Origin of the sequence: Pseudidiomarina planktonica (assembly GCF_900177775.1) — a bacterium.
Classification (GTDB): domain Bacteria; phylum Pseudomonadota; class Gammaproteobacteria; order Enterobacterales; family Alteromonadaceae; genus Pseudidiomarina; species Pseudidiomarina planktonica.
Window position 1 is genome coordinate 65,435 of sequence record NZ_FXWH01000001.1, and the last position, 14,047, is coordinate 79,481.

Sequence of the window (14,047 nt, forward strand, 5' to 3'; positions counted from 1 at the left end):
GCTAAGAGTTGTCGGGTTTGAACGTTAACTATAAACGATCAAGAGGGCTTTTTAATGAACAAAATTCTATTCTCTACAACAGCACTTGTTGCTGCTATGGCTTGTGCAAGCACAGCCTTTGCCTCCAGTCACCGTGAGGCGCCTAATGTTGCGCGCTTTCCAACGGTAGATTCAACCGACTTCTACGTATTTAATAGCTACGAATCTGGTCGGGAAGACTACGTCACTATTATCGCCAATTATATTCCATTGCAGGATAGTTACGGTGGACCTAACTATTTCGCAATGGATCCAGCGGCCGTTTACGCGCTGCATATAGATTCTGACGGCGATGCGGTAGAAGACATTACCTTTGAATTCCGTTTTGACAACGAACTACCAAATGGCGGCATTAAACTGCCAGTGGGTCCGGATGGTGTAGAAGTGAGCGTACCCCTGAAGCATGTGGGTGCTATTAGTGCAGGTAACAATGGCTCTTTGAACTTCAGCGAAACCTATTCGATTGAGATGGTTTCCGGGCCACAATCTTCTGGTTCACGAACCGCGGTAACTGGCGCTGGTGGTGAATCTGAGTTCGTTAAACCTTACGCTTATGTTGGTGAGAAAACCTTCGGTTCAACTGCTGACTACGAAGCCTATGCCCAGCAATACGAATACGACGTGTCGATTCCAAACTGTAGTGCCATGGGTCGTGTATTTGTAGGGCAACGCAAAGACTCGTTCACGGTAAACCTGGGTGAAACCTTTGACTTGGTTAATTACGTGCCAGTTGAAGGCGACAGTGCACCTGGTGCTGGTGATGGCGGCGGTTTCCCCGGCGGTATTACCCAGTCGACAGCGAATGACGACTTAAACGACAAAAACGTAAATACCATAGCGCTGGAAGTTCCAAAATCTTGTCTAACCGGTAATGGTAACGGCGTTATTGGTGCCTGGACCACAGCCAGCTTGCCGCAAGCGCGCATTCTGAATCCGAATGCAACCTTAGCGAAGCCGGAAGTAAATGGCGGCGCTTTAGTGCAAGTTTCCCGCTTAGGTTCGCCGTTGGTTAATGAATTGGTTATTGGTATTGATGACAAAGACCGGTTCTCTTCGGCACATCCTTCGGACGATGGTCAGTTTGCAACTTACGTCACGAATCCAACCTTACCGATCATTTTGGACCTGCTGTTCAAAGATGCGGTTAATGCCACATTGGGAACGGATTTTGAAACTATCGCACCAACTAATTACCCACGGAATGACTTGGTAGCTGCTTTTCTAACCGGTTTTGCTGGCGTGAATCAGCAACAAACGGTTACACCGTCGGAAATGTTGCGATTGAATACTAACATTCCTGCCACAGCAGCTGATTTGCAATCTCCGTTCGGCGTTGCCGGCGATGATTTAGCGGGTTTCCCAAATGGTCGTCGTCCTGGTGATGATGTGGTTGATATTGCACTGCGCGTAGTTATGGGTGCCTTATGTCACGATATTCCCGTGAATGGCGAACCAACCAACCTGGGATTATGTTCTCCGGAAGACGCTAATGTTGGTACTGCACCTTTCACTGATGGTGCGCCATTGGACGCAAGCTTTGTAAATGACAGCTTTCCGTTCTTAGCTGCGCCTTTATCCGGTTCACCACAGTAAGGAGTGCCAATTATGTCTAGCTACATACAGAAGTTAGCTATCGTGCTTAGTGTCACCTTCGCGGTCAGTGCTTGTAATTGGTCAGGAGATAAAGAGCCAACCCCAAATACGGCTCCGGAAGCGTTATCTGATAGCGTTTCAACCTCGACCGATACGGTATTGATGGGGCAGTTAGCAGGATCTGATGGCGAAGGCGACGAGCTTGTATTTAGTCTTGCCGCTGAGCCGGTAAATGGTTCTGTTACCGTTGCTGCCGATGGTGCTTACACTTACACGCCGAATGCGGAGTTTGTTGGCGACGACAGCTTCAGCTTCTCGGTGTCAGATGGTGAGTTAAGTGACGAAGGCACCATAAGCATTAATGTTGAGGTTCTGCAGGTGTCGTTTCGCGACTCTGTTCGTGACGCTTATTCACAGAGCGCGCAAGCAACACCACTGGCAGTAAATGGTCGGAATTACGAGCAAGACGTGATGAATACGGCTGAGTTCGATGACCTGGTTGCGGCCGGGGAGGTTTCCGGCAATGACTAAAAATGGACTCAGAGTTCTGGTCCTTTTAGTGTTCACCCCCTTGGGCTGCGGCGTTGCCGCAGCCCCTTTTTCTGAGGCCGAGCGCTATGCCGCTTATGTGACAGCGGGAAAGGATGAAACTCAACATGAATTACATGACCAGGCGGCTGAGTTATGGCAACAGGCTAAGCCTGAATTAGCTAGTTTACCAAGTAAGGAAAGAGCTCGTTGGTGGCTGGCGCATGCTGATTTACTTCAGTTTGAGCATCGTTTCGACGAGGCCTTGCAGGCCATAGATAAGGTGCTGAAAGAGCAAGAATTGCAAGAAAACGCCTACCTGATACAAGCACGAATTGCGTTAACACGCCATGACTTAGCAGCGGCAAACACTGCCTGTCAGCAATTAGTTGATCATGCCCCTATGGATGTTGTGGCCACCTGTATGCTGGAAGTGCAGGGGCGAGCAGGTGAGTTAGCAACAAGTTATCCAGCGTTACAACGGTTACATACGCGTAATCAGAATCCAGAGTCAGCGCTTACTAAATGGCGCAAACAAATTTTAGCCGAACAAGCGCAATTGCTGGAACGATACGATGAAGCTTTGCGGTGGCTTGGGTATCCGAATTACCAGCAGCAAGCTGTGGTGGTGCAGAAGCAACTACTGGATGTGTTGCTGGCCATGGGTCGGGGAAATGAAGTATTAGAGTTAACGGGAAAGTGTCCTGCCGTGAGCAAATTGCCGGTAGACAGCCTGTTAGTTCGAATTGCGCACGCTGAAAGCCTTCAAAACAAACAACATTGCTGGCGACAGGTCGCGCAGGAACGTATGCAGCTGCGCAAGTTGAGAGCTGATGAATTACACACCTCCGATTTAGCTTATTACTTTACCTACGTTCAACCTGATGCTGAGCAAGCAGTGCATTGGGCAAAACTAAATAGTGCGGTAGCGCGCGAACCTTTTGATCGGGCATTGCTAAAGGCAGCTCAGGAGATACAACCATGAACAAGTTTGTAGTCGCAACTCTATTGGTATTGGTGTTTTTAACCGAGCCTGCGCAGGCGCATCGATTTAGTACCAGCTTTTTGCAATTAGATAGCGGCCAGGATCATCCGCAGGAGTTTGATTGGAGCTGGCGCATTGTTGAGCACGACTTAGCGGTTGTTGCGCCTTTTCTGGTGAATAATCAGAAGCAACTATTACCGCTTGCCGAGCTGGCAGCTCAACAACAGAGCTTCGCAGATTTTGTCGCCACCAGGGTGAGCTTTAATGCCGAATGCTCGCTGGAAGTACTACCTGTTGTTCAGCTAACCCGTGAGGTTTACGCCGGGCAAGAGTTTGTGGTGATTCATGGCCACGGTGGCTGCCCGTTGGCGCTACTGAAAGAGGTTCAGGTGAATAAGGTGTTTGCTGAAATTAAGAACCACAAAGTGATTATTGAAATTGGCGACAAAGAAAAACACGGCGTGTTAAGTCAGGCACAAACAACCTGGCAGGTTGAGTAAGCTTAGTTGCGGTTATTTGCCGATACAGAAGGAGCCGAAGATTTTGCCCAACAGGTCGTCAGAGGTAAATTCGCCGGTGATTTCGTTCAGGTGTTGCTGGGTAATGCGCAGTTCTTCCGCTAAAAGTTCGCCAGCTAGGTTATATTCCAGGTGTTCCTGGCCCGTAAGCAGGTGCTGGCGGGCTTTTTCCAGTGCATCTAAGTGACGGCGGCGGGCCATGAAATGGCCTTCACCAGTGGCTTGATAGCCAACGCAATGCTTCAGGTGGTCGCGTAGCAGCTCAATACCATGACCGGTTTTGGCGGAAAGGTGAATCACGGGAATGCCTTGAATGTCGTCAATGGCGATAGGTTCGGCAGTTAGGTCCGACTTATTGCGAATAACAGTAACAGGTAGCGCTTCTGGCAGCTGCTCAAAGAACTCCGGCCAAATGTCTTCCGGATGGGTGGCATTGGTTTCGCTGGCATCCACCATAAAGAGTACGCGGTCGGCCTGACGAATTTCGTCCCAGGCACGCTGTATACCTATTTGTTCCACTTCGTCGGGGCTTTCCCGCAATCCTGCCGTATCAATAATATGCAGCGGCATGCCGTCAATTTGAATGTGCTCACGCAATACGTCGCGAGTGGTACCGGCAATAGCGGTAACAATAGCCGACTCACGTCCGGCCAAAGCGTTTAACAAGCTCGACTTGCCCGCGTTAGGACGGCCAGCAATAACTACCTGCATACCTTCGCGCAATAAGCTGCCTTGTTTCGCCTGCACATGAATATCGTGCAATCGGTCAATTACCGCTTCTAAATCACCGGCAACTTTCCCGTCACTTAAAAAGTCGATTTCTTCGTCGGGAAAATCAATGGCCGCTTCAACATACATACGCAGTTGGATAACGGCATCTACGAGCTGATCAACTCGGTGCGAAAACTCACCTTTTAAGCTTTGTAGTGCAGCTTTGGCGGCTTGTTCTGAGGTAGTGTCGATTAAGTCGGCAATAGCCTCGGCCTGAGTCAGGTCAAGTTTGTCGTTTAAGAAAGCGCGTTCACTGAATTCACCCGGGCGAGCCGGACGAATACCAGGAATATCCAGCACCGAGCGTACAATCATATCTATGAGTACAGGGCCGCCATGGCCTTGCAGTTCAAGTACGTCTTCGCCGGTAAAGGAATTTGGACCCGGAAAATAAAGCGCGATGCCTTCGTCAAGCAGCGCGCCTTGTTGGTCTCTAAATGGCAGGTATTCGGCTTTGCGTGGTACCGGGCAGTGCCCGAGTAGCTGTTCGGCAACCTGCACGGCGGCAGGCCCGCTAACTCGAACAATACCAACGCCACCCCGACCTGGCGGTGTCGCCTGTGCCACTATGGTGTCGTTGGTAAATTCAGTGTTCATATTCGGCCTTTTAGTTAGGCTTTTTTGCCCTTACGGGTCATTAAACCTTTCTTCTCCAGGCCACGGTAAATAATTAGCATTTGTGCAATGGTAATTAAGTTACTCACCAACCAGTAAAGTACCAGGCCGGACGGGAACCATAGGAAGAACACGGTGAAAATAACCGGCATGTACTGCAGCAGTTTCTGTTGCATCGGATCTGTTGCCGGTGAAGGCTGCAGCTTCTGCATTAAGAACATGCTGGCACCCATTAGCAGGGGCAGAATGTAGTACGGGTCTTTCGCCGATAAATCTTCAATCCACAGGAATAATGGTGCATGGCGCAATTCAACGCTTTCCAGCAGTACCCAATATAACGCCAGGAATATGGGTAATTGCAGCAGCATGGGTAAACAGCCACCCAGAGGATTCACTTTTTCCTCTTTATATAGCTTCATCATGGCTTGCGACATTTTCTGACGGTCGCCGCCTAAGCGCTCTTTCATGGCCGCCATTTTCGGCTGAATCAGGCGCATTTTCGCCATCGACACGTATTGTGCTTTGGTTAGCGGGTACAGCAACGCTTTAATAACCACGGTGGTGGCAATAATGGCCAGACCCCAGTTAATCAGGAAGCCCTGTAAAAATTGCAGCAACTTAAAGATTGGTTGTGCCAACCACCACAGGAAGCCGTAATCAACAGTTAAGTCTAAGTCTTCAGCCACAGCGGCCATAGCGTCCTGGTCTTTAGGACCCACAAAAATAGTAGCGCTGATGGTTTCAGTAGCACCTGGCTCAATACGCGTGGTGGGGTACATCATGCCCATAATGGCTGTGTTACCACCGACAACCCGCGAGAACATTTGAGTTTGTGATTGCTCACGTGGAATCCACGCCGACACAAAGTAATGCTCAAGCATGGCAACCCAACCACTTTCAGTAGAAATACTTAAGGGCTTGTCGCGCATGTCGTCAAAGTCATACTTTTCGTAACGGTCTTCGTCCCATGAGTAAGCACCGCCGCGGTACGTAGGCATCATCATGTTGCCTGAACCTTCGGTAATCAGCTGCTTTAACTGGGAGTAAAACTGAAGTGACTTGGTGGTATCAGTGGCGTTGGTAATTTCATAGCGCACGCCAATGTCGTAGCCACCTTTATTAAAGGAGAATATTTTACGAATCTCGGTGCCGTCTTCGGCGGTGAAATACAATGGCACTTCTAAGGTGTCGCCAGTCATTTCAAAGGTAGTTTGTTCCACGCGGAACATTGGGCGGCCATTGGCAGAGTCGGTGCCGTTTTCGCCAACTAAACCTGACTGCGCGATGTAAAGCTTGGCAGGGTCGGCGTGCAATAATTCGAAGCGTGCTTCTGAATTTTGCGTACGTGCGAATTCTTTTAGCTCAGCAGCAACGATGTCACCGCCGCGCGCATTAATGCGAATGTCCAGCACGTCGGTAGTAACACGAATGCGTTGGCCACTAGCGGCACTGTTGGTTGCTGCCGGCATGTCGCTGCTTGCCTGTTGACCTTGGTTGGATGCACTTGGCACCGCGTCATTATCGGTCATGGCTTGCGGAACAGAGCTATCCTGGTTGGAAGAGCGCTGTGCGTTTTCCTGTTGGGCTTGCTGTTGCTGCACACCCGGGGCGGTGTCTATCACCCAGTTTTGGTAGAGATAGAAAGTCACAACCAAAAACGCGATAAACAAAATAGTACGTGGCGAATTCATAATTACTTCGTCTCTGTCGTTTGCGTTGATTCGTTAGTTTCCGATTCTTGCGTGGTACCAGGAACCGGATCGAAACCGCCCGGATGTCCGGGATGGCATTTAATAATTCGTTTACTGGCAAGCCAGCAGCCCCGCAGCATACCATGATTTTTTATCGCTTCGATGGCATATTGCGAGCAAGTTGGCGAAAAACGGCAACGCGGCCCCAGCAGCGGACTAATTAGCCACTGGTAGAGTCGGATGATGCCGATTGGTATTGCGCGCAGCGCTTGCTGATAGTTCGCCATAAATAGTCTAATCGTAACCGCATTGTCTCGTTGTCCAGTGCAGTAATGCCTGGCTTGGCGATAATGACAATGTCAAAAGCTGGTATTTTATGCTGTTTCAAGCGAAAGGTCTCGCGGATTTGGCGTTTTATTCGATTGCGATCGACCGCACGCTTCGCACGTTTCTTACTCACTGTAACGCCAATACGAGCGTGCCCAAGAGTATTTGGGGATGCCAACATGGTTAGTTCAGCGGTAACAGCTTTGACAGGGGGTTGCGAGAATACGCTTTGAAAATCTGCGGGAGTTAGCAGACGCAACTCCCGCACATAAGAGAGGTGTCTCATTCAGTGACCTTAGTAACCACTGAATGGATCACTTACGCAGACAGGACTTTACGGCCCTTCGCGCGGCGGCGAGCCAGAACCTGACGGCCATTCTTTGTTGCCATACGAGCACGGAAGCCGTGGGCGCGCTTGCGTTTTAGTACGCTTGGTTGAAATGTTCTTTTCATGACGTCGTATCCGTAGTCAGTTGGTGTTTAATATGTATAAAACACGAGCTAAAAATAAGAGCGCGGATAATACCGATTAAAAGGATCAAAGTCAACGTTTAAAGCTATCCACAGTGTAGTGGGCGATAGTCGCACAACTGTGGATAAGCTGCTAGGCTTGAGGTTGCAGGGACGCCCTTAGTTGCTTACGTTTTTTTGCTATAAGCAGGCCGGTATTTAAGCCAAATTATTCCGCTTTAAGCCAGAAAAAGTATAGAGATCCTATGGTGCATCCAGTACAATTCTAAGACATATATAACAACAATAGATAATAAAGTGTAAGGGAGACTGGGTGTGAATAATTCGCTTTGGCAACAATGTTCTGAACGCTTGCAGGGCGAGTTGTCGACGCAACATTTTAATACCTGGATCAGACCTTTGCAGGCAGAAGCAAGCGCTGATGCCATTACGCTATTTGCCCCGAATAACTATGTTGTCGACTGGGTAAAAGACAAGTACCTGGCCACTATCAACGAATTCCTTACTGAGCTTTGCGAACAGCAGGGCAATAAAGTACCCCGGGTTTCCTTCGAAGTTGGTGGTTTAAATGGATCCGAGAGTCGTTCTTCAGGATCAAACGCCCCGCGGCAGTCTCGGCCTCGCCCTTCAGCTTCAAAAAGCGGTATTCAGACCGGCATTCGAACCAATACTAATGGTGCGTCACGCAACAGCTGGAACGGCAAGACGGAAGAACCCGCAATTGCATTCGAGAGTAATATTCACCCTGAATACACCTTTGATAACTTTGTCGAAGGTAAGTCGAATCAATTAGCTCGAGCGGCGGCTACTCAGGTAGCTGAAAATCCGGGTGGCGTGTATAACCCTTTATTTGTTTATGGCGGCACGGGCTTGGGTAAAACCCACCTGCTGCATGCGGTAGGTAATGGCATTCTTGCGCATAAGAAAGACGCCAAGGTGTTCTACATGCGGGCGGAGCGTTTTGTGCAGGATATGGTGAACGCGCTTAAAAACGGCACCATAAACGAATACAAAAACTATTACCGCTCGGTGGATGCGTTATTAATTGATGACATTCATTTCTTTGCTGGCAAAAAGGGTACTCAAGAAGAATTCTTCCATACATTCAATGCCTTACTTGAGGGTAACCAGCAAATCATTATGACCAGTGATTTGTACCCCAAGGAAATTGAGGGCGTTGAAGACAGGCTGAAGTCTCGTTTTGGTTGGGGCTTAACCATAGCTATTGAGCCGCCGGAGTTTGAAACCCGGGTGGCTATATTGATACGTAAAGCGCAAGAACGTGGTATTAATTTGCCCCATGAAGTGGCGTTTTTTATTGCCAAACGGTTGCGCTCGAATGTGCGCGAATTAGAAGGTGCACTAAACCGGGTTGCAGCAAATGTGAATTTAACCGGGCGCCAGGTCACTATAGATTTTGTTCGTGAAGCGCTGCGCGATTTAATCGCAGCTCAGGAAAAGCTGGTTACTATTGATAACATTCAAAAAACCGTAGCTGAGTATTACAATATTAAAATGGCCGACTTGCTTTCTAAGCGCCGGAGCCGCTCTGTTGCCAGGCCTCGGCAGCTGGCCATGGCGTTGTCGAAAGAGCTAACAAACCACAGCTTACCGGAAATAGGTGATGCGTTCGGCGGGCGCGACCACACAACAGTGCTTCACGCGTGCCGGAAAATACAAGAATTAAAAGAAGCGCAGCACGACATAAAAGAAGATTATCGTAATTTAATCAGAACCTTATCAGCTTAACTTCAAAGTTCGTTGCGGCTATGCGATGTGAAGCGCGGCAACACAACAGGGGAACGTGGGTATGAAATTTACAATCAGCCGTGATGATTTTTTAAAGCCACTTCAGGTTGTTAGTGGTGCGGTAGAACGCCGTCACACTTTGCCTATACTTGCGAACGTTTTGGTGCAAGCTAGCGCCGACGAGTTGCGTTTAACAGGTACCGATCTAGAGGTTGAGTTAGTTTCTACTAGTGCTCTGTCGGGTGCTGATGAGGGCCAGATTACTGTGCCAGCCAAAAAGCTGCTGGATATTATTCGCAGTTTTTCTGATGGCGCTCAAATTGAATTTAAAGCGAGTGAAGATAAGGTCACCATACGTTCTGGTCGCAGTCGCTTTACCTTAAGTACGTTACCAGCTGAAGATTATCCGAATATTGACGACTGGAGTAGTGATATCCAGCTTGTTACCAGTCAGCAGCTGCTGAAAGATTTAATGGAAAAAACGCATTTTTCAATGGCGAACCAAGACGTTCGTTACTACCTAAACGGTATGCTGTTCGAGACTGACGGTGGTGTGTTGAGAACCGTGGCTACAGACGGGCACCGTTTGGCTATGAGCAGCTGTAATCTGGGGCAATCTGGATTACCTGCAAGACAAGTAATAGTGCCGCGTAAAGGCGTTATGGAACTACTTCGGTTACTCGACGACGTTGAAGACGAAGTGAAAGTAGCTATTGGTAATAATCATATTCGAGTGGAAGCCAAAGGCGTTTGTTTCACCAGTAAGCTAGTGGATGGTCGTTTCCCTGATTACCGTCGCGTGTTGCCTAGCGGCGGCGACAAAATCATTGTGGCAGATCGGGAAAGTTTAAAGCAGTCGTTCTCGCGCGCATCCATTCTCTCGAATGAAAAGTTTCGTGGTGTTCGTCTTAATTTGTCGCCAGGCGAATTATGCATTACGGCGAACAACCCAGAGCAAGAACAAGCCGAAGAAATTATGGAAGTGGATTACCAGGGCGAGTCTTTGGAAATCGGCTTTAACGTAAGCTACATCATTGACGTGCTGAATACCTTGTCCGGCAAAAAAGTGAAGTTCACTTTAGCCGGCTCTGATAACAGTGGCTTAATGGAAGACAGCGAAGACGAATCCGCGGTATATGTTGTTATGCCGATGCGGTTGTAGTTTAAGGGTCTTATGCTGATAACAGAGCTTGCGCTTGACCAGTTTCGAAATTTTGAACAGGCGCGAATTTGGCCAGGGCATTCGGTTAACTTACTATGCGGCGATAATGGCAGCGGTAAGACTAGTTTATTAGAAAGTATTTATTGTTTGGGTTTTGGGCGTTCGTTTCGGCCGGGCTCATTTCGCCAGCTTATACGGAATGAAGAAACCGCTTATACAATTTTTGCGCGAGTGCGCGAAGAGCAAGAAACGCAGGACCAGAAAGATAACGATGAGCATCAGGTTGGATTTCGACGTGATACTCAAGGAAATGTCGAGCTGAGAATTGATCGGCAAAACGAAAAACGCTTTGCTGCTTTGGCCCGAATGGTTCCGGTTCAGTTAATGACACCGGAGAGTATTGAGCTGGTATTGGGTGGCCCGAAAGTTAGGCGCCAGTTTGTAGACTGGGGAGTGTTCCACGTGGAACATCAGTTCTACCAAGACTGGGTCACGTTCTCTCGAATACTCAAACAGCGCAATAGCTTGCTCAAGAAGCGAAGTAAAAGCGAAGAAATGAGTTATTGGAATGCGCAGTTCGCTGAGCTGGGTGAGAAGATACAAAGGTACCGACAAGATTACTTAGATGGTTTTCTCGAGAGTTTGGCGGCGAGGTGTCGTTTTTTTCTTCCGCAATACGAGTTTAAATTTGAATTGCGTAGTGGTTGGGAAAGCGGTGTAAGTCTTCATGATGCACTTTTGAAGCATCAAGAACAGGACCACCGATATGGCCATACTACGGTCGGGCCACACAAAGCTGACTTGAAAATGTATGCGAACAGTGAAGACGTTCGTGTGTTACTCTCGAGGGGTCAGTTAAAGCTTTTGGTTGCAGCGTTAAAGTTAGTTCAAGGTGAATATCTTGAAGAGAAAACAAATAGACGATGCATATATTTAGTCGATGATATTACGGCTGAATTAGATTCAGAAAGTCAGAGGAAGTTTTGTGATGCACTTAGTGCATCGAATTCACAGGTTTTCGTAACTGCGATAGACCCAAAGTCGGTTAATACCGCTTTTGTTCACCAGACTACGAAAATGTTCCACGTGGAACATGGAACCATCAAGGAACTACAGAGAAACTAGTTATGTCAGAAAATGATTACGGTTCATCCAGTATAAAAGTACTAAAAGGCCTAGATGCGGTAAGAAAGCGTCCTGGAATGTACATTGGCGATACCGATGACGGCTCAGGCCTTCACCACATGGTATTTGAGGTCGTCGATAACTCAATAGATGAAGCTTTAGCCGGGCATTGTAACGATATTCTCGTCACTATCCATTCAGATGGTTCTGTATCCGTATGTGATGATGGCCGTGGTATTCCTGTTGATATGCACGAAGAAGAGGGCGTGTCAGCGGCTGAGGTTATTATGACCGTACTGCATGCCGGCGGTAAATTTGATGATAACTCATACAAAGTTTCCGGTGGCTTGCACGGTGTTGGTATCTCAGTTGTAAACGCATTATCAGATACGCTGAAACTGACTATTCGTCGCCAAGGGCACGTGTACGAACAAGAATATAAAATGGGTGTTCCTGTTGCCGACTTAGCCTGTGTTGGCGATACCACTAAGCGTGGTACTGAGCTGCGTTTCTGGCCAAGCCCTAAAGTATTCGCAGATGTTGAATACCATTACGATATTCTTGCCAAGCGCTTACGTGAGTTGTCGTTCCTGAACTCTGGCGTATCTATTCGTTTGACGGATGAGCGCGATGACAGAAGCGATCATTTTAAATATGAAGGCGGCATTGCAGCTTTCATTGAATACCTGAACAAGAACAAAAATCCGATTCATCAGAACGTATTCCATTTCTCCCAAGAACGAGAAGACGGAATTACGGTTGAAGTGTCTATGCAGTGGAATGATTCGTTCCAGGAAAATATTTTCTGCTTCACGAACAACATTCCTCAACGCGATGGTGGTGCTCATCTTGCAGGTTTCCGTGCAGCGCTAACCAGAACCTTGAACACATACATGGAAAAAGAGGGCTTTCATAAGAAGCACAAAACCTCTGCAACCGGCGATGATGCTCGTGAGGGTTTGACCGCAGTTGTATCTGTGAAAGTACCGGATCCTAAGTTCTCTTCGCAAACGAAAGACAAGCTGGTTTCTTCAGAAGTGAAAACCGCTGTTGAACAAGCAATGAACGAGCGCTTGAACGACTACCTGTTGGAACAACCAACAGATGCCAAAATCATTGTTGGCAAAATTATTGATGCAGCTCGTGCGCGTGAAGCGGCGCGTAAAGCACGCGAAATGACGCGTCGTAAAGGCGCTCTGGATTTAGCTGGCTTGCCAGGTAAGCTTGCGGATTGTCAGGAAAAAGACCCGGCACTATCTGAACTCTACATAGTGGAGGGTGATTCGGCGGGCGGCTCTGCGAAGCAGGGTCGTAACCGTAAGAACCAGGCTATTTTGCCATTGAAAGGTAAAATTCTGAACGTTGAGAAAGCACGTTTTGACAAGATGCTTTCTTCACAAGAAGTAGCGACACTTATTACTGCACTTGGTTGTGGTATTGGTCGTGACGAGTACAATCCGGATAAGACACGTTATCACCGCATCATCATCATGACGGATGCTGACGTGGATGGTTCGCATATTCGAACACTGCTACTCACGTTCTTCTACCGTCAAATGCCAGAGCTGATAGAACGCGGTTACATGTACATTGCCCAGCCACCTTTGTATAAGGTGAAAAAGGGTAAGCAAGAGACATACATTAAAGATGATCCAGCTCTGATTGTTTATTTAACCAGTCTTGCCTTAGATGGTGCTTCGTTGCATGTGAATGCTGATGCCCCTGGTATTTCAGGCGAGCATTTGGAAACGCTGGTAAATGATTACCAACTGGCTCAGAACACAATTAAGCGCTTAATGCGTCGTATGCCAGAAGACTTTTTACAACGTATGGTATACGCGCCACGCCTAACCGCCGCCACGTTGAAAGACGAGTCTGCGGTAAACGCCTGGGTGAATGAGCTTGAAAAAGACTTAACCTTACGTGAAACCAAATCAGCAACGTACAAAGTTTCAGTGCGTCGGGATGAAGAGCGAAGCGTATTCTTGCCAGTAATGACAGTAAGGCAGCATGGTATCGACACAGATTACCCGCTGAATTACGAGTTCATTATGTCGCGTGACTACGACCAGCTAGTTTCTATTGGTGAGAAAATTAACGGCTTAGTGGAAGAGGGCGGATTTGTTCGTCGCGGCGACAAAGAGAAACAAGTGGATGACTTCGTTGAGGCCGTTGAATGGCTTATCGGTGAATCTAAGCGTGGCATCTATGTGCAGCGCTACAAAGGTCTTGGTGAAATGAACCCTGAGCAATTATGGGAAACCACCATGGATCCGGACAGTCGCCGTATGCTGCAGGTTACCATTGAAGACGCTATTGGTGCGGACCAGTTGTTCACCACGCTAATGGGTGACGACGTTGAGCCTCGCCGTAACTTCATTGAAACCAATGCGCTGAAAGTGGCTAACCTGGACGTTTAGGTTTATCTGCTACAATCTAAGCAATTGAAAACAAATAAAAAAGGAGCCATTTG

13 protein-coding genes are annotated in these 14,047 nt (G+C 48.0%); 8 read left to right on the forward strand and 5 right to left on the reverse strand.

The window, feature by feature from the left end; genetic code table 11:
- Positions 1 to 96: 96 nt before the first annotated feature.
- The 4 genes from CCE91_RS00330 to CCE91_RS00345 are packed head-to-tail and all read left to right on the forward strand — an operon-like array spanning position 97 to position 3,645.
- Positions 97 to 1,632 (forward strand): DUF4331 domain-containing protein, encoded by a 1,536-nt coding sequence (locus tag CCE91_RS00330; RefSeq protein WP_407681279.1) that lies wholly within the window; start codon positions 97 to 99, stop codon positions 1,630 to 1,632.
- A 12-nt stretch (positions 1,633 to 1,644) separates the two neighbouring features.
- Complete coding sequence (locus tag CCE91_RS00335) at positions 1,645 to 2,163, forward strand: Ig-like domain-containing protein (protein WP_086433276.1); 519 nt, start codon at positions 1,645 to 1,647, stop codon at positions 2,161 to 2,163.
- Positions 2,156 to 3,145 (forward strand): tetratricopeptide repeat protein, encoded by a 990-nt coding sequence (locus CCE91_RS00340; RefSeq protein ID WP_086433277.1) that lies wholly within the window; start codon positions 2,156 to 2,158, stop codon positions 3,143 to 3,145. Before CCE91_RS00335 ends, CCE91_RS00340 begins: the two co-directional genes overlap by 8 nt.
- A complete protein-coding gene (locus tag CCE91_RS00345; protein ID WP_086433278.1) occupies positions 3,142 to 3,645 on the forward strand; it encodes a hypothetical protein in 504 nt (167 codons plus the stop codon). The genes CCE91_RS00340 and CCE91_RS00345 overlap by 4 nt, the downstream gene beginning before the upstream one ends.
- A 12-nt stretch (positions 3,646 to 3,657) precedes the next feature.
- On the opposite strand, the gene mnmE is transcribed toward CCE91_RS00345, so the two are convergent.
- From mnmE to rpmH, 5 genes are read right to left on the reverse strand one after another with little or no spacing between them, the layout of a single operon-like run.
- Positions 3,658 to 5,031 (reverse strand): tRNA uridine-5-carboxymethylaminomethyl(34) synthesis GTPase MnmE, encoded by a 1,374-nt coding sequence (gene mnmE, locus CCE91_RS00350; RefSeq protein WP_086433279.1) that lies wholly within the window; start codon positions 5,029 to 5,031, stop codon positions 3,658 to 3,660.
- A gap of 14 nt (positions 5,032 to 5,045) precedes the next feature.
- Positions 5,046 to 6,740 (reverse strand): membrane protein insertase YidC, encoded by a 1,695-nt coding sequence (gene yidC / locus CCE91_RS00355; protein ID WP_086433280.1) that lies wholly within the window; start codon positions 6,738 to 6,740, stop codon positions 5,046 to 5,048.
- Positions 6,741 to 6,742: 2 nt separating this feature from the next.
- On the reverse strand, positions 6,743 to 7,027 hold the full coding sequence (gene yidD, locus CCE91_RS00360) for a membrane protein insertion efficiency factor YidD (RefSeq protein WP_086433281.1): 285 nt from the start codon (positions 7,025 to 7,027) through the stop codon (positions 6,743 to 6,745).
- Complete coding sequence (gene rnpA / locus CCE91_RS00365; RefSeq protein ID WP_086433282.1) at positions 6,961 to 7,353, reverse strand: ribonuclease P protein component; 393 nt, start codon at positions 7,351 to 7,353, stop codon at positions 6,961 to 6,963. Before rnpA ends, yidD begins: the two co-directional genes overlap by 67 nt.
- A 32-nt stretch (positions 7,354 to 7,385) precedes the next feature.
- On the reverse strand, positions 7,386 to 7,520 hold the full coding sequence (gene rpmH / locus CCE91_RS00370) for a 50S ribosomal protein L34 (RefSeq protein WP_086433283.1): 135 nt from the start codon (positions 7,518 to 7,520) through the stop codon (positions 7,386 to 7,388).
- 333 nt (positions 7,521 to 7,853) lie between these two features.
- On the opposite strand from rpmH, the gene dnaA reads away from it, so the two are divergent.
- From dnaA to gyrB, 4 genes are all read left to right on the forward strand, one after another.
- Entirely contained in the window at positions 7,854 to 9,287 is a 1,434-nt protein-coding gene (dnaA, locus tag CCE91_RS00375; protein WP_086433284.1) for a chromosomal replication initiator protein DnaA, read from the forward strand.
- A 61-nt stretch (positions 9,288 to 9,348) separates the two neighbouring features.
- Entirely contained in the window at positions 9,349 to 10,449 is a 1,101-nt protein-coding gene (dnaN, locus tag CCE91_RS00380) for a DNA polymerase III subunit beta (protein ID WP_086433285.1), read from the forward strand.
- Positions 10,450 to 10,461: 12 nt separating this feature from the next.
- Positions 10,462 to 11,574 carry a DNA replication/repair protein RecF gene (gene recF / locus CCE91_RS00385; protein WP_086433286.1) on the forward strand — a complete coding sequence of 371 codons (1,113 nt, stop codon included), beginning with the start codon at positions 10,462 to 10,464 and terminating at the stop codon, positions 11,572 to 11,574.
- 2 nt (positions 11,575 to 11,576) lie between these two features.
- A complete protein-coding gene (gyrB, locus tag CCE91_RS00390; protein WP_086433287.1) occupies positions 11,577 to 13,994 on the forward strand; it encodes a DNA topoisomerase (ATP-hydrolyzing) subunit B in 2,418 nt (805 codons plus the stop codon).
- Positions 13,995 to 14,047: the final 53 nt, after the last annotated feature.